The following is a 22,110-nucleotide window of genomic DNA, read 5'->3' on the forward strand; positions in this document are numbered from 1 at the left end:
GTGACCACTCTGACCAAGACCGAAGACACACCGGCCCCGACCGGGCCGGGGGCCTTCCTCTCGGTCCGCGACCTGCGGGTGCGGTTCTCCACCGAGGACGGCATCGTCAACGCGGTTGACGGCCTCTCCTTCGACGTCGAACGCGGCAAGACGCTGGGCATCGTGGGCGAGTCGGGCTCCGGCAAGTCCGTGACCAACCTGACCATCCTCGGTCTGCACAACCGCAAGAGCACCGCGATCGACGGGGAGATCCACCTCGACGGCCAGGAACTGCTGGACACTCCTGAGCGGCAGATGGAGAAGCTCCGCGGCAACAAGGTCGCGATGATCTTCCAGGACCCGCTGACGGCCCTCTCCCCGTACTACACGGTGGGCCGCCAGATCGCGGAGCCGTACATGAAGCACACCGGCGCCTCCAAGAAGGAGGCGAAGGCCCGGGCGATCGAGATGCTCGACAAGGTCGGCATCCCGCAGCCCGCGACGCGCTTCAACGACTACCCGCACCAGTTCTCCGGCGGTATGCGCCAGCGCGCCATGATCGCGATGGCGCTGATCTGCGACCCTGACCTGCTGATCGCGGACGAGCCGACCACCGCGCTCGACGTGACCGTGCAGGCCCAGATCCTCGACCTTCTCAAGGAACTCCAGCAGGAGATGGGTTCCGCGATCATCTTCATCACCCACGACCTGGGCGTCATCGCCAACATGGCGGACGACCTGCTGGTGATGTACGCGGGTCGGGCCGTTGAGCGCGGCACCGTCCGTGAGGTGCTCCAGTCGCCGAAGCACCCCTACACCTGGGGTCTGCTCAGCTCGATGCCGCGTCTGTCCAGCCCTCTCGACGAGGCGCTGATGCCGATCCCCGGTTCGCCGCCGAGCCTGCTCAACCCGCCGTCCGGTTGCCCCTTCCACCCGCGCTGTGTCTTCAAGGACCAGGTCAGCGGTGGACTGTGCTCGGGCGAGCGCCCGGCGCTCGCCGAGGGGCGCGCTTCGGCCTGCCACCTCACGGGGGACCAGAAGCAGTCCATCTTCATCGATCAGATCAAGCCCCGGCTCGGCTAGGGAGACGCAGACATGAGCGAGAACGTCACTCTGCCGCAACAGCAGGGAACACAGAAGCCCAAGACCACCAGTGAGCCCCTGCTCACGGTCGAAGGGTTGACCAAGCACTTCCCGATCTACGGTGGCTTCCCCATCAAGCGCCAGGTCGGTGCGGTCAAGGCCGTCGATGGTGTTGACCTCACCGTCCATGCCGGTGAGAGCCTCGGTCTCGTCGGCGAGTCCGGATGTGGCAAGTCCACCACCGGTCGGCTGATCACCAAGCTGATGGACCCCACCGCCGGCAAGATCACCTACGCCGGTACGGACATCACGTACGCCAGTCGCAAGCAGATGGCGCCGGTGCGGTCCGAGATCCAGATGATCTTCCAGGACCCGTACTCGTCGCTGAACCCGCGGCAGACCGTCGGCACGATCATCAAGTCGCCGATGGAGGTCAACGGGATCAACCCGCCCGGTGGGCGGGAGGCCCGCGTTCGGGAACTGCTGGAGACCGTGGGTCTCAACCCGGAGCACTACAACCGCTTCCCGCACGAGTTCTCCGGCGGTCAGCGGCAGCGCATCGGCGTGGCCCGGGCCCTGGCGCTCGAACCGAAGCTGATCGTCGCCGACGAACCGGTCTCCGCGCTCGACGTGTCGATCCAGGCGCAGGTCGTCAATCTGCTCAAGAAGGTCCAGGACGAGTTGGGGATCGCCTTCCTCTTCATCGCCCACGACCTCGCCGTCGTACGCCACTTCTCCCAGCGCGTGGCCGTGATGTACCTGGGCAAGGTGATGGAGGTCGCCGACCGCGAATCCCTCTACACCCGGCCGCGTCACCCCTACACCCACGCGCTGCTCTCGGCCGTGCCCGAGGCCGACGTCGACTCCTCGAAGAAGGAGCGGATCCGCCTCCACGGCGACGTTCCCTCGCCGATCATGCCGCCGTCCGGCTGCCGCTTCCGCACCCGCTGCTGGAAGGCGCAGGACAAGTGCGCGACGGACGAGCCGCCCTTGGTGCAGATCGCCGGCAGTGACGACGGTCATCTGACCGCGTGCCACTTCCCGGAGGCGCCCTCGATCGCGGCCCGCAAGGAGGACGTGGTGATGGACCCGGCGCTCGTCGCGCTGGAGGACAGCCGCGCCACGGACTGAGTTCCGTGTGGTGAAGGCCCCGGACAACCACCAGCACTTAAGGGGGGGCCGGGGCCTTCACTGCGCCCCGACCGTCGTGCTCCCGCCCGGTGGGCTGTCCCGGGCGGAAAACGCGTTGCACCGGCCCTGCCGTGCAACGGACCCTGAGCGGATGGAAGAACTGACCGTCCGGCCGGCCGTCCCCTCTGACGCGCCCGAGATCTGCCGACTGCTCAACGCCGTGGACCTCGCCGAGATCGGGCGCGAGGAGACGGACCTGCACGAGGTGGAGGCCGACCTCACCCACCCCGAAGCCGCACTGGAGGAGAACTCCTGGCTCGCCTTCCGTGCCGGAGAACTCGTCGGCTACGGGCTGATGTGGGACGACTCCGGGGCCGAGCGCATCGACATGGACCAGTACATACGCCCCGGCGACCAGGATGCGGGGGAGCGGCTGCTCGATCTGATGGAGGCGCACGCCGTGCGCCGGGCTGCGGGCAACGGCGCGGCGAAGGCCGTCGTCCACATGCACCTCAATGTGCGTCCCACCCTCGATCCGGCGATCCTGGTCGATCGCGGCTGGCACACGGTGCGCCGCTACCACGCACTCACCCGGATGTTGTCCTCCTCGGTCGACCAGGTGCCCGAGCCGCGCCAGGGGCTCACCCTGCGTTCCTGCGAGCAGGAGTCCGACCGCAGGTTGGCGCACCAGTTGATCGAGGAGACGTTCGCCGACCACTTCGACCACCAGACCCGTAGCTACGAGCAGTGGCTCGCCGACCGGGGGGCCCACATCGACTGGTCCCTGGTGTGGATCGCCTCCCTCCCCGGGATGGGTGACGTCGCGGTGGCGCTCACCCGCAACGACCGGGAGAGCACCGGGTGGATCAGCTATCTGGGTGTGCGCAAGGAGTTCCGGGGGCGGGGCGTCGCGGGCCATCTGCTGCGCCATGCGTTCGGGGTGTACGCGGAACTGGGACGCGACCGCATCGGTCTCGGCGTGGACACCGACAACGAGACGGGCGCCCTGAGGCTCTATGAGGCGCACGGCATGACGACCCACTTTGCGGTGAACACCTGGGAGGTCACCCTGCCGGTCGGCTCATAGTGGTGTGCGTCCCCCGGAGACGCTCGCATCCGTCGGTTCGCCTCTCGCGCAACGGGTGGTGAGCCGCGGGCGGGGTGCCTTCCCTCCGCGGGATGCGTCTTCCCGCCGACGGAGTGCCTTCCTGTCGACCGGGTGCCTTCCTGCCGATCTGACCCGTCCGGAGGGAGCGAACTCGTCCGGACGGCCGCGGCTGGCGTGCAGAATCGCCCTAAATAGGGTGATATCCGTTCTAAGTGAGACTTAGGACATGGGAGGCACTCCATGCGTGGAGCCACGCACGCCAAATGGGTCGTAGGCGCGGTCGTGGTCGCCCTTGCGGCGACCGCCTGCGGCGGGGGCGGCGACAGCGGTGGCGGCGGTGGCGCAGACGGAATCGTCAGTGCCTCCTGGGGCGATCCGCAGAACCCACTGGAGCCCGCGAACACCAACGAGGTCCAGGGCGGCAAGGTCCTCGACATGCTCTTTCGGGGACTGAAGCGGTACGACCCCAAGACCGGCGAAGCCCAGGACATGCTCGCCGAGAAGATCGACACCACCGACTCGATCAACTTCACCATCACCGTCAAGGACGGCTGGACCTTCAGCAACGGCGAGGCGGTCACCGCCAAGTCCTTCGTCGACGCCTGGAACTACGGCGCCGACCTGCGCAACAACCAGCGCAACGCCTACTTCTTCGGCTACATCGAGGGGTACGACAAGCTCCACCCCGACTCGGGGCAGCCGACCGCCAAGACCCTGACCGGCCTCAAGGTCACCGGCGATCGGACCTTCACGGTCAAGCTCACCCAGAAGTTCTCCACCTGGCCGGAGACCCTCGGGTACGCGGCCTTCGCCCCACTGCCCCAGGCGTTCTTCGACGACCACGACTCCTGGCTCGCGAAGCCCGTGGGCAACGGCCCGTACTCCGTGGACTCCTACTCCCGGGGCTCGCAGATGTCCCTGCGGAAGTGGGACGACTACCCCGGATCGGACAAGGCGGAGAACGGCGGTGTCGACCTCAAGGTCTACACCGACAACAACACCGCCTACACCGATCTGACCGCCGGCAATCTCGACCTCGTCGACGACGTCCCTGCCTCCCAGTTGAAGAACGTCAAGGCCGACCTCGGCGACCGCTACATCAACACCCCCGCGGGCATCATCCAGACCCTCGCCTTCCCCTTCTACGACGACGCGTGGAACGGGCCGGACAGCGACAAGCTCCGCACCGGGCTCTCGAAGGCGATCAACCGCCAGCAGATCACCGACACCATCTTCCAAAAGACGCGCACGCCCGCCAAGGACTGGACCTCGCCCGTCCTCGGTGAGGAGGGCGGATTCAGCGACACCCTGTGCGGCGACGCCTGCGAATACGACCCCGCCGCGGCGAAGAAGCTGGTCGAAGAGGGCGGCGGCATCCCCGGCGGCTCGCTGAAACTCTCGTACAACGCGGACACCGGCTCGCACAAGGACTGGGTCGACGCCGTCTGCAACAGCATCAACAACGCACTCGGCAACGACCGCGCCTGCGTCGGGAACCCCATCGGCACCTTCGCCGACTTCCGCAACCAGATCACCCAGTCCAAGATGCCCGGCCCCTTCCGGGCCGGCTGGCAGATGGACTATCCGCTCATCCAGAACTTCCTCCAGCCGCTCTACTACACCAACGCCTCGTCCAACGACGGAAAGTGGAGCAACCCCGACTTCGACCGACTCGTCGACCAGGCCAACGCCGAGGCGGACACGGCGAAGGCGGTGGAGACCTTCCAACAGGCCGAAGAGGTCGTACGGGACCAGATGGCCGCCATTCCGCTCTGGTACCAGAACGGCAGCGCCGGCTACTCGACGCGCATCTCGAACGTGGAGCTGAACCCCTTCAGCGTCCCCGTCTACAACGAGATCAAGGTCAACTGACCGAGGCGGACGACCGGCCCGGTGTCCCGTACACCGGGCCGCACCGTTCCCCGGCACAGCGCTCACCCCGTGAGATCCGGCATTGACCACGAACACGACCCCTGGAGACCTTCATGGGACGTTATGTGCTCCGGCGTCTGCTACAGATGATCCCGGTCTTCTTCGGTGCGACGCTGTTGATCTTCCTCATGGTCAATGTGATGGGCGACCCCATCGCCGGACTCTGCGGCCAACGCCAGTGCGACCCCGCGACCGCCGCCCAACTCCGCAAGGAGTTCGGCCTCGACAAGCCCGTCTGGCAGCAGTACCTGACCTATATGGGGCACGTCTTCACCGGCGACTTCGGCACCGCCTTCAACGGCCAGCCCGTCACCGAGTTGATGGCTTCCGCCTTCCCGGTCACCATCCGGCTCACCATCGTCGCCATCTTCTTCGAGATCGTCATCGGGATCACCCTCGGTGTCCTCACCGGGCTGCGCAGGGGACGCCCCATCGACACCACGGTCCTGCTGCTGACCCTCGTCGTCATCTCCGTCCCCACCTTCGTCACCGGCCTGCTCCTGCAACTCCTCCTCGGTGTGGAGTGGGGCATCATCAAGCCCGCCGTGTCACCCGAGGCGCCCTTCAACGAACTGCTGATCCCCGGCCTGGTGCTCGCCTCCGTATCGCTGGCGTACGTCACCCGACTCACCCGGACCTCCATCGCCGAGAACGCCCGCTCCGACTACGTCCGCACCGCCAAGGCCAAGGGACTGCCCAGACGCCGGGTCATCACCCGCCATCTGCTGCGCAACTCCCTGATCCCCGTGGTCACCTTCATCGGCACCGACATCGGCGCACTGATGGGCGGAGCGATCGTCACCGAGCGCATCTTCAACATCCACGGCGTCGGCTACCAGCTCTACCAGGGCATCGTCCGCCAGAACACCCAGACCGTCGTCGGCTTCGTGACCGTCCTGGTGCTGGTGTTCCTGCTGGCGAACCTCATCGTGGACCTGCTCTACGCCGTACTCGACCCAAGGATCCGCTATGCCTGAGCCGCGGTACGACGACGACGGAGCCATCGCATCCACCGGTGCCGGCGGTGCGATGGACCTCGCCACCAGCGAGGGCGCGACGCTGGAGAAGGCCCCCGGCGGCCCGCTCGGCACCGGCCCCACCGGCAAACCGCGCAGCCTGTGGTCCGACGCCTGGCGCGATCTGCGACGCAACCCCGTCTTCATCCTCTCGGGCCTCTTCATCATCTTCCTGGTGATCATCTCGATCTGGCCCTCGCTGATCGCCTCCGGCAACCCCCTCCAATGCGACCTCGCCAAGGCCCAGGAGGGCTCCCAGCCCGGCTACCCCTTCGGCTTCAACGGCCAGGGCTGCGACGTCTACACCCGGGTGGTCTACGGCGCCCGAACCTCGGTCACCGTCGGTGTCTGCGCCACCCTCGGTGTCGCCCTGCTCGGCTCCGTACTCGGTGGACTCGCCGGGTTCTTCGGCGGCGGCTGGGACGGAATCCTGTCCCGGCTCACCGACATCTTCTTCGGCATTCCCGTCATCCTCGGCGGCCTGGTGCTGCTCTCCGTCGTCAGCTCGACCACTGTCTGGCCGGTCGTCGGCTTCATGGTGCTCCTGGGTTGGCCGCAGATCTCCCGCATCGCCCGTGGATCGGTGATCACCGCCAAGCAGAACGACTACGTCCAGGCCGCCCGGGCTCTCGGCGCCTCCAACTCCCGCCTCCTGCTCCGGCACATCGCCCCCAATGCCGTGGCGCCCGTCATCGTCGTCGCCACCATCGCGCTGGGCACCTTCATCTCACTGGAGGCCACGCTGTCCTACCTCGGCGCAGGGCTCAAGCCGCCCACCGTCTCCTGGGGCATCGACATCTCCTCGGCCTCCCCCTACATCCGCAACGCCCCGCACATGTTGCTCTGGCCGGCCGGCGCGCTGGCGATCACCGTGCTCGCGTTCATCATGCTCGGCGACGCGGTGCGCGACGCCCTCGACCCGAAGCTGCGCTGAGGAGCCCGCCATGAGCACCGACTCCCTGCTGGACGTACGCGACCTCCAGGTCGAGTTCCACACCCGCGACGGGGTGGCCAAGGCGGTCAACGGCGTCAGCTACACCGTCCACGAGGGCCGGACGCTCGCCGTACTCGGCGAATCCGGCTCCGGGAAGTCCGTCACCGCCCAAGCCATCATGGGCATCCTCGACACCCCACCGGGAAAGATCACCGGCGGCCAGATCCTCTTCCGCGGCCGGGACCTGCTCACGCTCAAGGAGGAGGAGCGACGGAAGATCCGCGGCTCGGAGATGGCCATGATCTTCCAGGACGCCCTCTCCTCACTGAACCCGGTGATCAACGTCGGTGATCAACTCGCCGAGATGTTCATCGTCCATCGAGGGATGTCCAAGAAGGACGCCCGGGCCAAGGCGATCGAACTCATGGAGCGGGTCGGCATCCCCGCCGCCAAGGAGCGCGTACGGCAGTACCCGCACCAGTTCTCCGGCGGCATGCGCCAACGCATCATGATCGCGATGGCGCTGGCCCTGGAACCGGCCCTGATCATCGCCGACGAGCCCACCACCGCCCTCGACGTCACCGTGCAGGCACAGGTGATGGACCTCCTCGCCAAGCTGCAGAGCGAACTCAACATGGGCCTGATCCTGATCACCCATGACCTCGGTGTCGTCGCCGATGTCGCCGACCGGATCGCCGTGATGTACGCGGGCCGGATCGTGGAGACCGCACCCGTCCACGACATCTACCAGGCACCCGCCCACCCCTACACCAGAGGACTCCTCCGGTCGATCCCGCGGCTGGACCAGAAGGGCCAGGAGCTCTACGCGATCAAGGGGCTGCCACCGAACCTGATGAACATCCCACCGGGCTGCGCCTTCAACCCGCGCTGCCCCCTGGCCCAGGACATCTGCCGCACCGACGAACCACCGCTGTACGAGGTCTCCCGGGAGCGTGCCAGCGCCTGCCACTTCTGGCAGCGCACACTGGAAGGAGAGGAGGCGGCAGCCGATGACTGAGGCGATCCTCGAAGTCCGTGACCTGGCCAAGCACTATCCGCTGACCCAGGGCATCCTCTTCAAGAAGCAGGTGGGCGCGGTCCGGGCGGTGGACGGCGTCGACCTCGACCTCATCACCGGGGAGACGCTCGGCATCGTGGGCGAATCCGGGTGCGGCAAGTCCACGCTCGCCAAGATGATCGTCCATCTGGAACAGCCGACCGCCGGCACGATCCGCTACAAGGGCGAGGACATCACCAAGCTCTCCGGGCGGGCCCTGAAGGCGGTCCGACGCAATATCCAGATGGTGTTCCAGGACCCGTACACCTCGCTGAACCCGCGGATGACGGTCGGCGACATCATCGGCGAGCCGTACGACATCCACCCCGAGGTCGCCCCCCGGGGAGATCGGCGCCGACGCGTGCAGGACCTGCTCGACGTGGTGGGCCTCAACCCCGAGTACATCAACCGCTACCCGCACCAGTTCAGCGGCGGGCAGCGCCAGCGCATCGGCATTGCACGCGGACTCGCACTCCAACCGGAGATCATCGTCGCCGACGAACCCGTCTCCGCGCTCGACGTATCCGTCCAGGCGCAGGTCATCAATCTGCTCTCCGGCCTCCAGGACGAGTTCAACCTCAGCCTGGTGTTCATCTCCCACGACCTCTCCATCGTCCGCCACATCTCGGACCGGGTGGGCGTGATGTACCTGGGGCGGGTGGTGGAACTCGGACGGGACGAGGAGATCTACGAACACCCCACCCACCCCTACACCCAGGCCCTGCTGTCGGCAGTCCCCGTCCCCGACCCCCAGGCGCGCGAGTCCCGTGAGCGGATCCTCCTCGGCGGGGACGTGCCCTCACCGGCGAACATCCCGTCCGGCTGCCGCTTCCGCACCCGCTGCTGGAAGGCACAGGAACGCTGTGCCCTCGAAGTGCCGCTGCTGGCCGTGCCGGCCGTCTTCCGACTCGGGGAGGGCCCGGCGAAGCATCCGTCGGCCTGTCACTTCGCCGAGGAGAAACACGTGGTGCCGACGGCCGAGTGAAACGCGCGCCCCCTGCATCGGTTTAACGCGCGGGCAATGCGCCCGTCGCGGTCCCGATATACGGACGGTGCAGTCTCGGGCGGGTACGGCCGTGCGGGTGCCGTAGATCGGCCGGGGGTTCCTCAACGGCCCCCGGCCGATCGTCCGGACGCAGTCTTGCCCGTGCGCCGGGCACGGCGGCACGATCTCAGGGTGACGCTCACCTCAGGAGCCAGGAGAACCGGCGCGGCGCTCTGCATCGCCCTCGCACTGATCGAGGGCGGTTGGATCGTCCGCGACCTGACCGCGATCCCATCCCCACTCGACCTGTGGAACTCCTGGATCGGCCGGCTCCATGTCATGTCGACCACGACCACCCTGGAGACCCCGCTTCTGCTGCTGGTCCACGTCACCGTCCTCGTGGGCGTCGTCCGGCGTCGGACCACCGCTGGTGCGCTGGTCGTAGCCGGGTTGGCGACCCTGGTGGTCCGGCTGCCGGGACTGTGGGTGCTCACCTCGCCCTGGATGGATCTGCGCGCCACCGATGAACTGAGGATGCGGGCCGTCTACACGTCCCTGGCGGCCCTCGGGCTGGGCGTGGGCCTGCTGATCACCGCCGCCGCGGGGAGAAGCGCCGCCACCCACCCGACGCAGCGGGCTCCGCTGCTGACCTCGCTGCTGCTCGGGGTCGCCGCCGGCGTGCTCGCGGGCTGGGAGATCCGTTGGTTCCTACGGTCCCCCGACGGCGAAGCCCTCGATCGGTTCACCGGGAGCGAGACGGCGCTGCTGCCGCTCCTGGCCGCCCCGCCCGGCTGGCTTGCGGTCCTCACCGCAACGCTCGCGCTCGGGGCGACACTTGCGGCGGTGCGTCCGCTGGGCCTGGTGGCGGCGGCGCTGTTGGCCGCTGCGGGCGTCCGTCAGCTGGGCGGCTTGCTCCGTGACGGGGTCGCGGTGCGGCTGAAGGAGTTATCCGTGGAGGAGCAACTCCTGATGGCTTCCTGGGGCTTCGAGGCCACGGCGGGCGCGGTGGTCCTGGTGCTGTTGGCGCGACCCGAGCCGGTCCGACCGGCCTTCCGCGAGAGCCCCCCGGCGATCGGTCCGCCACCGCCGTCCGCCCCGCCGCCGGGGTGGTGAGGGAGCCGTCGACACACGGTTCACCGACCGGTGCCCGTGTCCCGTGCTGGAACGACGACGCCGGGGGCGCCTTGCGGCACCCCCGGCGTGACATCGAGGGCGAGGAAAGCGGAGGGACTAATTCAGAGTGAGTGAGAAGGAAGTCCGTCCATGGCCTCGCCGAACCCAACGCTAGCAGTCAGCCCGGGATCAGGGCACGCAGGTTTTCCGGGGTGATGACCAGGGAGTCCGGGTGCAGTCCGTCCGGGCGCTCCAGGCCGATGTACGTGACCGGCCCGTCCGGAACCGTCGTCCCGTCCCACAGCGCGGTGCCCGTCGCGCCCTCCTCCATCAGCTCGATGAGGTACCGGACGGTGAGGTAGTCCCGCTCGACGACGCCGCGCACCAGCGTCGCGACCGACACCCGGTTCTCCTCGACCCGGTTCCAGGCCGGATTGCCCCGGAGGTACAGATGGAGCCACTTGGCCCGCCAGCGGCCGTCGTTCCCGCGCACGAACGCCAGCGGTAGCGCGACGCGGCCCGGACCTCGCAACTCCGACTTCATGCGCACGGTCCGCGGCTCGAAGGGACGTCCCCTCTGCTCGGCATCGCGCAGCATGAATCCGAAGATCGACTCCTCGGCCTCTTCGAAGCCCTCCCCCGAGAAGATGTTGACCTGCGGAACGATGAAGGTCCCTCGCACGGCGTCCAGACGCAGATTGATGAACTCCGATGCGCCGTCGGGTGCGTTCGTGATGTCACCCGAGTGTTCGCCCTCCACCGAGGTGAGGGCGGTGTACGACAGCCAGACGACGGTCTCGTACGAGGCGTTCAGCATCAGTGCCGAAAGGTCGTAGTCCGTCGAGCGCTCGGTCTGCTTCCAGTGGACGAAGAACCTCAGCAGGTCGCCGTCGACGGGGGAGAGGGAGCCTCGGGGCAGCACACCCAGACCGGCGGTCGTCGCCTTGCCGCTGAGCGGGAGCGCGACGTCGAGGATGTCCGGATCGATCAGCAACCGCCCCGGCACCGGGAGCCGGCGGCGCATCTCGGTGTCCAGGGCGGCGATCAGACGCATGCGCTCCGCCTCCGGTACGGGTGGACGCACATCGTCGGTGACCTGGGCACGGCCGAGGCGATTGACGAAGACACGGCGCTCATCTGACTCGCGCGCACGGTTGTGGAGGTGCTCGCGGACCGAGAGCAGGACCCTCGCGGAGACCCGGGGGGCGACCTGCTCGGCCGCGGCCACGACGGCATCGCGCTCATCCTGAGTGAGGCACGTGCGCAGCAGGCGGTCGAGGGAGCGGAACAGCTTGCCCGGCGCGGCGGTCAGCAGTCGTGCGGCGCCGGTGATGTCGTGCGTTCGCAACAGCGCCTCGACGCGGCTGTCGAAGGAGGGCGCCTTCAACTCGCCCCGGGCCACCGCGAACACCTCGGCGGCACGGGGCCAGCGCGGGAACTCATGCGGATGGAGGCGTTCGCCCAGCCGCTTGAAAGCCTCGCGGTGCGCGGTGACATCGCCGAGTTTGTCGGGGGCACCTGCGACCACCGAGTCGAGTGCGGCGAGCAGGGCGCGGCGGGTGCGTCGGGGCAGCGACCGGAGCCGGGTCGGTGCCACCAGGGTCATATCGCCGTCCGAAAGCGCGCAGGCCAGGCGGAGCACGTCCGTGACGGTGTCCACCAGGAGGTCCGCGCCGGCGCCCAGACGGGCGACATTGATGACCGCGCGGTTCTCCCTGACGGGGATCTCATCGGGTTGGGGCCCCTCGACACAGTGCCCGGCGAGCACGGCGAGGTCCCGCAGACCCTCCGTGCCGAGCGGGGTGGTGCTGCCCGCCAGGGCCAGGTACAGGGCGGTGACCTCGGTGTCCGCGCTGTCTCCGAGGTGGAGGACCGTCGTGCGGTCGCCCGTGGCGGGGATCAGCTCATCGTGAGCCGCGAGCATCTCGGCGTAGGCGTGCTGGTAGTTGCCGTACGACGGGAGGGTCAGCAAGTCGACTATCCCGGAGCGGAGTTGGGTGAGGGTGCCGTCGCGCGAGGTGTCGTCGACGAGCGCCTCGGTGATGCACTGCATCCAGAACTCGAACGTGTCGGGCACATGGGCCGGGAAGTCGATGAAGTAGGCGTTGTGCCGGACATGGTCGCCGACCATCTCACGGACGGTCTCCAGGGTGCGAGCGGCGGTGGCGACGACTGCTTCCTCGGTCAGTCCGGACAGCCGCTCCAGCAGGGCTGCCGAGAGCTTGAAGCCCACTGACATCAGTGCGGCATCGAACTGCCGTGCCGCGACACCGCCTTGCCCGACGGGCCCCGAGGGGGCCGGGAGACGGTGGGTATGCCGGATGACCAGGGGTTCGAGGCGGTGGGACATTCCGGGATGATCGCAGAACCGGGCGCGGCGACGCATACGGATTTCGTACGCCCGTACGGCGAGCCCGGCCCTGTGCGCGGGGCGCCGTGGGGAGCCCCGGCCATGTCATCTCAGCCCAGCCTTCGCTTCAGGAAGTCGACCTGGAGCAGCAGGAGGTTCTCCGCGATCTCCTCCTGCGGAGTCATGTGCGTCACCCCGCTCAGCGGCAGCACCTCGTGCTCGCGTCCGGCCGCCAGCAGCGCGGACGACAGCCGCAGGGAGTGGGCGGCGACCACATTGTCGTCGGCCAGACCATGGATGATCATCAACGGTCGAGCGGGGTCCTTGGGAGCGGTCAGTCCGTCCTGCGTCACCAGCGAGTTCGACGCGTACACCGTCGGGCGTGCGTTCGGGTCGCCCAGATAGCGTTCCGTGTAGTGGGTGTCGTAGAGGCTGAAGTCCGTTCCCGGGGCGCCGGCGATCGCGGCGTGGAACACGTCGGGCCTCCGCAGTACCGCGAGAGCCGCCAGATAGCCGCCGTAGGACCAGCCGCGGATGCCCACCCGTCCGAGGTCGAGGGGGTACTGCTCCGCCAGCCAGTGGAGGGCGTCCACCTGGTCGTCCAGCGTCAGCGGAAAGTCGTCTTTGATGGCCTTCTCCCGGGCGGGGGAGCGTCCCGGGGTGCCTCGGCCGTCCGCGACGATCACCGCGAATCCCTGGTTCGCGAACCACTGGGAGGTGAGATGGCTGTTGTGTGCCGCGTAGACGCGTTGACCGTGCGGTCCGCCATAGGGATCGACAAGGACCGGAAGCGGTCCGTCCGACTCCTGGTACTCCTGTGGCAGCAGTACCGCGCACGGAATCCGTCGTACTCCGGCCTCACACAGTCGGGGGCGTGTGGTCAGTACCGGCTGTTCGGCGCGGGTCGCCACCGGGCCCAGTTCCTCGCCCTCCCGCAGGACCGTGAACAAGGTGCCGCTGACGTCGAGCCGTGCCGTGGCCAGCACGGTCACCGCGCCCGTACGCACCGCGCTGTGCACACCCGGGCCGTGGGAGATCCGCTCGACGCCCTGCTCGGTGACCCGGTGGACATGGAGTTCACCGAGCTCCGGATCGGCCGCCGTCTCGCCGGCGGAGGCCAGCACCAGGACGTCGTCGGTCCCGATGTCGAGCACCGCCCTGAGGTGGAGCGAGGAGTCCGTCCAGACGCGGTCGCCGACGGCGAGTACGCGTGCGCCGCCTTCGTCGACGATCCGCACCAGAGCGCCACCAGGGCCCCATGCCGGCACGCCAGGGAATAGATCAAGCCATACAGAATCCTCGTCGCTCTGAATGGTTCTGGTGCTGCCATTGTCTGCATTCACTGCTAGGTAATGCTGAATTCGCTGGTCGCGGCTCTGGACAAGCAGGATCGGAGCGCCACCCTTGGACCAGTGAACCCGTGCGAGATAGGGGAATTGGATGCGATCCCAGCCAATCTCCATTTGCTCGCCGTCCAGGGTCACCAGGAAAAGCCGCACCTCGGCATTGGACGTCCCGGCAGCGGGGTAGGCCACCGGCTCGGGCGCCCGCTCCGGATGGGAGGGGTCCGAGATCCACCAGCGCTGCACCTTGGATTCGTCCACACGTGCCACCAGCAGCCGGTCCGACTCCGGCGACCACCAGAACCCGCGGGAGCGCCCCATCTCCTCCGCTGCGATGAACTCCGCAGCCCCGTAGGAGATGTACTCGTCCTCCGGTTCGACCAGGGTCCTGTCCCCGTCGCCCCCCGCCTCGACGACCCGAAGGGAACGCTGGCTGACATACGCGATGTGACGACCGTCGGGCGAGGGCCTCGGGTCCACCACCCCTTCCAGCGCCGGGAGTTCACGGACGGTCCCGACCGGCAGCTCCGTGCAGAACAACCGCCCCGACAGCGAGAAGGCGGCCAACTCGACCGCCTCGTCCACCGCGTACGCGACGATCCCCGACCCGCCCTCCCGCCCGCGTTCGCGCCGCGCACGCTCCTGGGCCGAAAGCTGCTCCTCCCCGCTGTCGAGGAGGACCCCGGGGTCCGCGGCCAGCCGCTCCCGGAGTCGAATCCCTTCGTCGGCGGGGTCGATGGCAAGGTCGACGACCCATAGCTGACCGCACCGATCGGTCCCCGACGACGACCGGATGAAGACCACCCTGGCGCCGTCCGGGGAGATGGTGAAAGTCCGGGGTGCGCCCAATGTGTAGCGCTGGGTCCGGGCGTTCTGGCGCGGAAAGGAGAGCAGCTTCCTCATGGTCATGTGACCGAACCTAGCGGTCGTGCGCCCCCGTGTGCTGCCGTGCACCGATCGATGCGTTCGCACGGATAGTTATGATCCGTAGCGCAAGGTGGGTAGGAACCACCTGGCACATGCAACCTGCCTGTCCCGACCGAATATCTGTGGAGGTGAACCGCCGTGGCCCTCTCGATTTCGGCGGTGTTGCTGCTGGCGATCATCATGTTCCTGCTGATCCGGAAGTCCGGACTCAAAGGCGGGCACGCGGCGGTCTGCGTGTTGCTCGGGTTCTATCTCGCTAGCTCGTCCATCGCTCCGACGATCACTGATCTGACCACGAACGTCGCCGGAATGATCGGAGACTTCAAGTTCTGATCGTCCCCCCGCGCCCCCGCGGCGCTCCCAGCGGTCTTCGGACGGCCCTTCTGCGGCCCTTCGCGGCTGTTTCTGTCGTCCCGGTCGCCGCTTGTGACCAGGGGGAGGGCAAATCCGGCCAACGAGGGCCGCACGTTCTTGCACGGTGGCGTGGCTCGCCCTCGTAGGCTGTCCCGTATGAAGGATCTTTCCGCCCGTCGTCTGCTCCTGGTGCACGCACACCCGGACGACGAGTCGATCAACAATGGCGTCACCATGGCCAGGTATGCCGCCGTCGGCGCCCAGGTCACGCTGGTGACCTGCACCCTCGGGGAAGAGGGCGAGGTGATCCCACCGGATCTCGCCCATCTCGCATCCGATCGCGATGACCGGCTCGGTCCGCATCGCATCGGCGAGCTCGCCGCCGCCATGAAGGAACTGGGCGTCACCGACCACCGCTTCCTCGGCGGGCCCGGCCGCTTCCGGGACTCCGGGATGATGGGCGTCGAGCAGAACCGCCGCGAAGGCGCGTTCTGGCAGACCCCCGTCGACGACGCGGCCGGCTACCTCGTGGAGATCATCCGAGCGGTACGCCCCCAGGTGCTGGTGACCTACGACCCCACGGGGGGCTACGGCCACCCCGATCACATCCAGGCGCACCGGGTGGCGATGCGGGCGGCCGAGCTGGCCGCGGAGCGCGCCTACCGCCGCGACCTCGGTGATCCGCACACCATCACCAAGATCTACTGGAACCGGGTGCCCCGCTCGGTGGCCGAGGCGGCGTTCGCCCGGCTGCACGCGGACACCGATGTCGACTTCGAGGGCATCGCCCCGATCGACGATGTTCCGGGAGTGACCGACGACGCGCGGATCACCGCCGAGATCGACGGGACGAAGTACGCGGAGCGCAAAGCCGCCGCCATGGCGGCCCACGCCACGCAAATCACCGTCGAAGGAACCAACTTCGTGCTCTCCAACCGGCTGGGGCAGCCGATCCTCACCACCGAGTACTACGAGTTGGCCCAGGGCGTGCCGGGGGCACCCGAGGGCGAGCGTGAGCAGGACCTGTTCGCGGGCGTGACGACATGAGCAGCGATGGCACCCCGGGAGCGTGGCTGGCCCGTCCCGCCCGGCCGGGACGGATCGCCGCCTATCTCGGGCTCGCCCTGTTCGGCGCGGTCGTCGGTGTCACCGGCTCGCTCGTCCAAGGCGCCTGGTTCCCGGGCGGGTTGCTGCTCGCCCTGCTGGCTTCGGCCGGTCTCTTCTACGGTTCTGCCCGCACCACCGGCACCCAGTTGGGCGCGATCGCCTCGGGTGCGGGCTGGCTGATAGCTATCGTCGTGGTCAGCACCGGGCGCGCCGAGGGCGATGGACTGTTCTCGGCGGGAATCGGACCGCTCGCGTACATCGTCGTCGGCATGGCTCTTGCTGTGATGTGCGCCACGATGGTCGGGGCGACGCAACCGAACGGAGACAAAACCCGACTTGACCGGTAGGGCCCTGTGACGAACCCCGCGGAAAGCGGCGGATCGACAGGCTTCTAGGGTGGGGCGCCACAGAGGGCGATCGCCCTTCGAACTGACCATGCCCGTACGGTCGACGGGATGATGCTTTCCCCGTCGCACAGTGAGTGTCCTTGGCGGCCAGTATGGTGGTGCGCGCCGCCGAGCCGCCCACAGCAGTAGCTATCCAGTAAGAAACGGGCGGCGAAGCCAACCGGGAGAACCTGCTTTGAGTCGTGAAACTGACAGTTCGTCCTCCGGGCCCCAGGGGCGCGGGGGAGCCGCGTACCCCTCAGGGACACCGCCCTACGGGTCGCGCCAGTATCCGCCGCTGCACCCGACGCAGGACGCTCCGGACGGAGCGGCGACCGATGCCGCAGACAGGGCTCGTGACCCCAGGTCCGACGCTGCCGCGGCCCAGTCCGTGGCCACGTCGAAGCCCGAACCCAAGACGGAGACGACGCTGACGACCCGGATCCGGATCAACATCCCGGGTTCGCGGCCGATCCCCCCCGTCGTCATGCGCAAGCCCATGAGCGAGGCCGAGGCGCCGGCCAAGGCGCCGGCCCGTCCGGCCGTCGAGCAGGATGCCGAGCGCACCGCCGCCATGCCGGCGATAGGCGGCCCCCAGGCACCCACGGCCCCCGCGGGGCCGACCGGCGCCCCGACCGGGCAGCCGGCGGAGAAACCGCCCTCCAGCGACTGGTTCGCGCCGAGGAAGTCGGGGACGAACGGCGCGGGCATCCCGTCTCCCGCGACCGAGGAGCGGACGGGCGCGCCCGTGCCCGCCGTGCCGGGTCAGCAGGGCGGCTCGAAGGGCTCCCTGAGCGAACTGGCCGCCGGCGCAGGTACCGCCGCATCGGCGCGCCAGCAGCCGACGGGGGCGACCGCAGGGCCCGCGCAGGGCAACATGCCGGTCCGCCCACGGTCGGACGGCGGCCCCAAGGCCGGTGTCCCGGGTGCCTCGGCTCCCGCCGGTCACCTCGCAGCGCTCCCCGGCCAGCAGACAGCCGCGGGCTACGGGGCGCCGGGTGCGGCCGTGCCCAGGATGTCCGACGACACGGCCGTCCTGACCCCGCAGAAGCCGATCCCGGAGCAGGGCGGCAGGCCGGCGCCCCGTAGTCAGGTCTCCGGCGACACCCTCACCAGTGGTATCCCGGTGGTCCCCGCCGCCGACACCGCAGGCGGTACGGGTCCTCATGGGCGCCGCCCAGGAGGCGACTTCGCACCCGCGGACTTCCCGGCAGGCCCCGCCGCCGCCCGTCCGAGCGCGCCCGATGCCGCCGCCGCTCCTGCGCCGGCCTCCCGGCCGGCCCCTCCGCGCCCCGCGAAGAAGGGGCGCTCCAAGCTGGTGCTGATGGGCGTGGGCGTCGTCGGACTGCTGGGCATCGCCTATGGCGCCGGCCTGCTGCTGAACCACTCGGAGGTGCCGAAGGAGACCACGGTCCTCGGTGTGGACATCGGCGGGGGCACCAAGGAGCAGGCGGTCGTCAAGCTCGATGCCGCGCTCGGCAAGCGGGCTGCGACAGCCCTGCAGCTCACCATCGGGGACAAGAAGGAACAACTCGCCCCGGACAAGGCGGGACTGTCCCTGGACAGTCAGACCACCGTGCGGCAGGCGGCGGGCAGCGACTACAACCCGATCTCCGTCATCGGCTCCCTCTTCGGCGAGCAGCGTGTCGCCGAACCGGTCATCGTCGTCGACGAGGAGAAGCTGAGCGTCGCGCTGACCGACCTCGCGGGCAACTCCGGCTCGGCGGTCGAGGGCACGATCAAGTTCGAGCCGAACAAGGTGACGGCCGTACCGGGCAAGCCCGGCAACGGTCTGGACGTCGCCCGGTCGATGACCTCGGTGAAGGACGCGTTCCGGGCTCAGGTGGAGACCGGTCGCCCCAATGTGGTGCAACTGCCGGTGGTCTCGCGGGAGCCGACCGTCAGCGAGGCGGAGATCCAACGGGCCCTGAAGGAGTTCGCAGAGCCCGCGATGTCCGACCGGATCACCATCAATGCGGGCGGTCAGACGATTCCCTTCGGTCCGGCCAAGTCGCTGCCCCGGATCCTGTCGATGAAGGCGGTCGACGGCAAGCTGGTCGAGTTCTACGACAAGAAGGCGATCGAGGAACTCATCGGAAGCACCTTCGCCGGCGTGATGATCACCAAGGGCGACGGTCAGAAGCACCAGCTCAGCGCCGATGACGTGGCTCAGGCCATGGGTCCGGCGCTGCGCGGCAAGACCCGGGCGGAGCGTACGGTCGAGATCTCCCTCAACCCGAACTGACGCAGCTGCGCACATCGTGCCCGGTCACCTTGCCAGGGAGGCCGGGCACGACGCGTTCCCCGGTGCGGGAGACGGTGATGCGGTTCAAGCACCTACAGCCGAGACCGAGACCGAGACCGAGGCCGAGTGGAGACCGAGGTCGATGACCTGAGCGTGGCGTTGCCCGCCGATCCCGTCAGCAGGACCCATCTGGCGGCCTCACCCGGACGGGTGAAGAAAGGCGGCGACCTCGACGCCCTCCCGTTCGATGGCCGCCTCGATCCGCGCCGACAGTGCGGTGAACGCATCCCGTCGCCCACCGCTTGCGACCTCGCCCGCAACAGTCGCACCTGCTCGGCGTCGTACCGCGGTGCTGCTGACAGGGTGTGGCCCTTTCGGATGTGCGCGTGATCCGTCCGGCTCGCCCAGCGGTCCGGGCAACCGCGTCCGCGGCGCGTTTCGACGTCTCGTACTCAACCGCACCACCAGTTCAATCGGGTCGCCAGTTCGACCGGTTCGCTAGTTCAACCGTGCCCGGGCCGCGCGGGCCCGGCCCCTGAGCGTCTGCGCCGTTTCGGGCTCCACCGCGGCCACCACCTCCGCATAGGCGTCCAACTCCGCCGCCCCCGTCAGGAAGTCACCGCGCTGCAAGAGCAACTGGGCGCGTTCGTAGCGCAGCTTCGCCGGATGCGAGGGCAGCAGCAAGGACAGCTCCACCGCCCACAGTGCGACATCCGTGCGGTCCGGGCGCCCCGACGCCCACGACCGGATGTTGTTCAGGATGCGCAGGACCACGTCCAGCGGTTGCGCGGCGGAGAGCATCTCCGGCCGCAGCGGTGCCCCTGTCGCCTCCACGACCAGCAGTTCTGCGTCCATGCCGGTCAGTGGATTGCCACCGGCGAAGGGATCGGCGAGTACCTGGGCGTCGAGGTCCGCGTGTTCCTGCGGGTCGCCGAAGCCGACCACGAAGTGACCGGGCAGGGCCACTCCGTACACCGGAGCACCGGCCCGTCGGGCCACCTCGATCCAGACCACCGAGAGCAGGATCGGCAGCCCGCGACGTCGTTGGAGCACCGTGTGGAGGAGCGACGACTCCAACCGCTGGTAGTCATCGGACGTCCCGTGGAACCCATGGCGACCGCCGAGCAGGGCGGCCAGCGCCGCCGCCCACTCGTGGGGGCCCTTCACGCCGTAGGGGATGAGTCCGGCGAGCCGGTCCAGTTCGATCTGGGCGGCGTCCAGGCCCGCTTCGTCCAGCGAGGGGTCGGCCACCGCGCCCAGCAGCAGGCAGAGGAGCGAGAGGTCGGGCCGCTCGGCACGCGCCTCCTCGGCGAATCGCTCGCGATGGTCGGTGCCGTCGTCGTGCATGTGCCGTCCTGTCCGTCTGCGTTCGTCGGGGCCGTGTCCGTACGTTGGAAGATGATCCTCCGCCCCGGAGACGGGTCGCACCGGAGGTGGCGCGCCCCGCCTCCGTGGCGGACGGCGTTCATGGTCAGAGCGCCTGGGGACGGAAGTGGTGGTAGCTGTGGTGGGTCGCGAATCCCATCCCGTCGTACAGTGCCCGCGCCCCTGCATTGTCCGCCTCCACCTGGAGCCATGCGGCTGACGCGCCCTCTTCCAGGGCGCGTTGTGCCAGTGCGGTCATCACGGCGGTGCCCAGACCCTGTCGGCGGTGCTCGGGGGCGGTTTCCACCGCCATGAACCCGGCCCATCGGCCGTCGACGACACAGCGGCCGATGGCGGCCGGCACGGCATCCTCGGCCGTGCGCCCGTCCGCCGATGGCTCGTCCGGGGCGGGCACCGATGCGAACCACACCGAAGGGCCGCTGCTCAGCACCTTGCGCATGGCGTCCCCGTACCTTCCGGTGCGTTGGTAGCGACGCAGCCAGCCCTCGTCGAGGTCACGGGCCAGCCGCACCCGCTCGACGGGCGCCACCTGATCGGCGATGGGGGTCAGCGCCCCGATGCGCACCAGCGCTGACACCTCGCGCTGCCAACCATGTGCCTCAAGGTCCGCGCAGAGCCGTTCCTGGGTGCCCGCTGCACCCGTCGACGCCTGGATGTACGCCGGCAGTCCCCGTTCCTCGTACCAGCCGCGGACCCGGGCGAGCGCCTCGGGAAGCGGTAGGCCCGGGTCGCCGAGCGGCAGCACCGAATTGGCGCGGCGGGTGAAGCCGGCGGACGCCCGCAACTGCCAGTCCCCGAGGCGATCGCTCTCGACCGGCTGCCACGCCCGCGCGGTCACCCGGGCCAGTTCGGCGAAGTTCGCGGCCGGGCCCCGCCGTCGAGCAGGCGCGGGGGGCACGACCTTGCCCGCGACGAGCGCGGATTCCGGGATGTGGACGCTCTCACCGGTCTTGCGTGTGATGAGGAGCACACCCTTGTCCCAGGATGTGAGAACTCCGATGGTGTCGGTGAACTTCTCGACCCCTGCGGCGGGATCGGTGAGACGTCGGATTGATACGCGTTTGCCCACGTCATGGGGTGTAATACGGACTTCGAGGCGTCCTGCGCCAGTGATTTCCACGGTTGGGCAAGCCCCTCCTGTGCGGATCGTCGTCAGGAACGGAGATACTAGGTGCGGGCATCGACGACGCCGCGCTCCCGCGCAATGCCAGAGCCCTACCGAGAGGAACGACAGCGTGACCTACGTCATCGCGCAGCCTTGTGTAGACGTCAAGGACAAGGCGTGCATCGAGGAGTGCCCCGTCGACTGCATCTACGAGGGCTCGCGGTCCTTGTACATCCACCCGGACGAATGCGTCGACTGTGGGGCCTGTGAGCCCGTCTGCCCCGTCGAGGCGATCTTCTACGAGGACGACACTCCGGAGGAGTGGAAGGACTACTACAAGGCGAACGTCGAGTTCTTCGACGAGCTGGGTTCCCCCGGCGGTGCGTCCAAGCTCGGTCTGATCGAGCGCGACCACCCCTTCATCGCTTCCCTCCCACCGCAGAACGGCTAGGACCGGCACGTCCTCGCGTCCCGTACGTCGTCGTTCGTGCGGGACCGAGGCACCGTGAGCCCTGGGCGAGGGTCCGGGCTCGGGTTCGGGCGAGAGCCCCACGAGTAGAGAGAACGTC

The 22,110-nt window shown here is 68.7% G+C and carries 19 protein-coding genes; 15 read left to right on the forward strand and 4 right to left on the reverse strand.

The features are described from left to right. From OID54_RS25055 to OID54_RS25095, 9 genes are all read left to right on the forward strand, one after another. Positions 1–1,062 carry an ABC transporter ATP-binding protein gene (locus OID54_RS25055; protein WP_329022973.1) on the forward strand — a complete coding sequence of 354 codons (1,062 nt, stop codon included), beginning with the start codon at positions 1–3 and terminating at the stop codon, positions 1,060–1,062. Positions 1,063–1,074: 12 nt separating this feature from the next. Further along, positions 1,075–2,193 (forward strand): ABC transporter ATP-binding protein, encoded by a 1,119-nt coding sequence (locus OID54_RS25060; protein WP_329022974.1) that lies wholly within the window; start codon positions 1,075–1,077, stop codon positions 2,191–2,193. Between the two features lie 151 nt (positions 2,194–2,344). Continuing rightward, complete coding sequence (locus tag OID54_RS25065; RefSeq protein ID WP_329022976.1) at positions 2,345–3,280, forward strand: GNAT family N-acetyltransferase; 936 nt, start codon at positions 2,345–2,347, stop codon at positions 3,278–3,280. 261 nt (positions 3,281–3,541) lie between these two features. Next, positions 3,542–5,173 (forward strand): peptide ABC transporter substrate-binding protein, encoded by a 1,632-nt coding sequence (locus tag OID54_RS25070; RefSeq protein ID WP_329022978.1) that lies wholly within the window; start codon positions 3,542–3,544, stop codon positions 5,171–5,173. Positions 5,174–5,286: 113 nt separating this feature from the next. Then, complete coding sequence (locus OID54_RS25075; protein ID WP_329022980.1) at positions 5,287–6,210, forward strand: ABC transporter permease; 924 nt, start codon at positions 5,287–5,289, stop codon at positions 6,208–6,210. Further along, the gene (locus OID54_RS25080) at positions 6,203–7,183 is read left to right on the forward strand and encodes an ABC transporter permease (RefSeq protein WP_329022982.1); all 981 of its coding nucleotides are present in this window, start codon (positions 6,203–6,205) and stop codon (positions 7,181–7,183) included. Before OID54_RS25075 ends, OID54_RS25080 begins: the two co-directional genes overlap by 8 nt. 10 nt (positions 7,184–7,193) lie before the next feature. Next, positions 7,194–8,201, forward strand: a complete 1,008-nt coding sequence (locus OID54_RS25085; RefSeq protein WP_329022983.1) for an ABC transporter ATP-binding protein — start codon at positions 7,194–7,196, stop codon at positions 8,199–8,201. Further along, on the forward strand, positions 8,194–9,225 hold the full coding sequence (locus OID54_RS25090) for an ABC transporter ATP-binding protein (RefSeq protein WP_329022984.1): 1,032 nt from the start codon (positions 8,194–8,196) through the stop codon (positions 9,223–9,225). The genes OID54_RS25085 and OID54_RS25090 overlap by 8 nt, the downstream gene beginning before the upstream one ends. A gap of 192 nt (positions 9,226–9,417) precedes the next feature. Then, positions 9,418–10,338, forward strand: a complete 921-nt coding sequence (locus OID54_RS25095) for a hypothetical protein (RefSeq protein WP_329022985.1) — start codon at positions 9,418–9,420, stop codon at positions 10,336–10,338. Between the two features lie 178 nt (positions 10,339–10,516). Here the strand turns inward: OID54_RS25095 and OID54_RS25100 are convergent, their stop codons facing one another. Both OID54_RS25100 and OID54_RS25105 read right to left on the reverse strand, forming a co-directional pair. Further along, positions 10,517–12,688, reverse strand: coding sequence for a hypothetical protein (locus OID54_RS25100; RefSeq protein ID WP_329022987.1), 2,172 nt, complete (start codon positions 12,686–12,688; stop codon positions 10,517–10,519). Positions 12,689–12,798: 110 nt separating this feature from the next. Next, entirely contained in the window at positions 12,799–14,940 is a 2,142-nt protein-coding gene (locus tag OID54_RS25105; RefSeq protein ID WP_329022989.1) for a S9 family peptidase, read from the reverse strand. A gap of 156 nt (positions 14,941–15,096) precedes the next feature. Between OID54_RS25105 and OID54_RS25110 the strand changes: the two genes are divergently transcribed. The 5 genes from OID54_RS25110 to OID54_RS25130 all read left to right on the forward strand — a co-directional run bounded on the left by OID54_RS25110 (position 15,097) and on the right by OID54_RS25130 (position 19,440). Next, a complete protein-coding gene (locus OID54_RS25110; protein ID WP_329022991.1) occupies positions 15,097–15,291 on the forward strand; it encodes a hypothetical protein in 195 nt (64 codons plus the stop codon). Positions 15,292–15,468: 177 nt separating this feature from the next. After that, on the forward strand, positions 15,469–16,359 hold the full coding sequence (gene mshB, locus OID54_RS25115) for an N-acetyl-1-D-myo-inositol-2-amino-2-deoxy-alpha-D-glucopyranoside deacetylase (protein ID WP_329022993.1): 891 nt from the start codon (positions 15,469–15,471) through the stop codon (positions 16,357–16,359). Continuing rightward, on the forward strand, positions 16,356–16,766 hold the full coding sequence (locus OID54_RS25120) for a DUF6113 family protein (protein ID WP_329022995.1): 411 nt from the start codon (positions 16,356–16,358) through the stop codon (positions 16,764–16,766). The genes mshB and OID54_RS25120 overlap by 4 nt, the downstream gene beginning before the upstream one ends. Positions 16,767–17,001: 235 nt before the next feature. Beyond that, entirely contained in the window at positions 17,002–19,050 is a 2,049-nt protein-coding gene (locus tag OID54_RS25125) for a hypothetical protein (RefSeq protein ID WP_329022996.1), read from the forward strand. Between the two features lie 126 nt (positions 19,051–19,176). After that, positions 19,177–19,440: a hypothetical protein gene (locus tag OID54_RS25130; protein ID WP_329022998.1), complete on the forward strand. Its 264-nt coding sequence runs from the start codon at positions 19,177–19,179 to the stop codon at positions 19,438–19,440. Positions 19,441–19,548: 108 nt separating this feature from the next. On the opposite strand, the gene OID54_RS25135 is transcribed toward OID54_RS25130, so the two are convergent. Further along, complete coding sequence (locus OID54_RS25135) at positions 19,549–20,397, reverse strand: transglutaminase-like domain-containing protein (protein ID WP_329022999.1); 849 nt, start codon at positions 20,395–20,397, stop codon at positions 19,549–19,551. 124 nt (positions 20,398–20,521) lie between these two features. Next, positions 20,522–21,556, reverse strand: coding sequence for a GNAT family N-acetyltransferase (locus OID54_RS25140; protein ID WP_329023001.1), 1,035 nt, complete (start codon positions 21,554–21,556; stop codon positions 20,522–20,524). Between the two features lie 115 nt (positions 21,557–21,671). On the opposite strand from OID54_RS25140, the gene fdxA reads away from it, so the two are divergent. Next, positions 21,672–21,992, forward strand: coding sequence for a ferredoxin (gene fdxA / locus OID54_RS25145; RefSeq protein ID WP_329023003.1), 321 nt, complete (start codon positions 21,672–21,674; stop codon positions 21,990–21,992). The last annotated feature ends 118 nt before the right edge of the window (positions 21,993–22,110 follow it).

Source organism: Streptomyces sp. NBC_00690, assembly GCF_036226685.1.
GTDB lineage: Bacteria > Actinomycetota > Actinomycetes > Streptomycetales > Streptomycetaceae > Streptomyces.

Coding starts and splice junctions, on each gene's coding strand:
- OID54_RS25120 (WP_329022995.1), top strand. CDS start 16,356: ATGAGCAGCGATGGCACCCCGGGAGCGTGGCTGGCCCGTCCCGCCCGG.
- OID54_RS25090 (WP_329022984.1), top strand. CDS start 8,194: ATGACTGAGGCGATCCTCGAAGTCCGTGACCTGGCCAAGCACTATCCG.
- OID54_RS25070 (WP_329022978.1), top strand. CDS start 3,542: ATGCGTGGAGCCACGCACGCCAAATGGGTCGTAGGCGCGGTCGTGGTC.
- OID54_RS25065 (WP_329022976.1), top strand. CDS start 2,345: ATGGAAGAACTGACCGTCCGGCCGGCCGTCCCCTCTGACGCGCCCGAG.
- OID54_RS25100 (WP_329022987.1), bottom strand. CDS start 12,688: ATGTCCCACCGCCTCGAACCCCTGGTCATCCGGCATACCCACCGTCTC.
- OID54_RS25085 (WP_329022983.1), top strand. CDS start 7,194: ATGAGCACCGACTCCCTGCTGGACGTACGCGACCTCCAGGTCGAGTTC.
- OID54_RS25135 (WP_329022999.1), bottom strand. CDS start 20,397: ATGCACGACGACGGCACCGACCATCGCGAGCGATTCGCCGAGGAGGCG.
- OID54_RS25075 (WP_329022980.1), top strand. CDS start 5,287: ATGGGACGTTATGTGCTCCGGCGTCTGCTACAGATGATCCCGGTCTTC.
- OID54_RS25060 (WP_329022974.1), top strand. CDS start 1,075: ATGAGCGAGAACGTCACTCTGCCGCAACAGCAGGGAACACAGAAGCCC.
- mshB (WP_329022993.1), top strand. CDS start 15,469: ATGAAGGATCTTTCCGCCCGTCGTCTGCTCCTGGTGCACGCACACCCG.
- OID54_RS25105 (WP_329022989.1), bottom strand. CDS start 14,940: ATGACCATGAGGAAGCTGCTCTCCTTTCCGCGCCAGAACGCCCGGACC.
- OID54_RS25080 (WP_329022982.1), top strand. CDS start 6,203: ATGCCTGAGCCGCGGTACGACGACGACGGAGCCATCGCATCCACCGGT.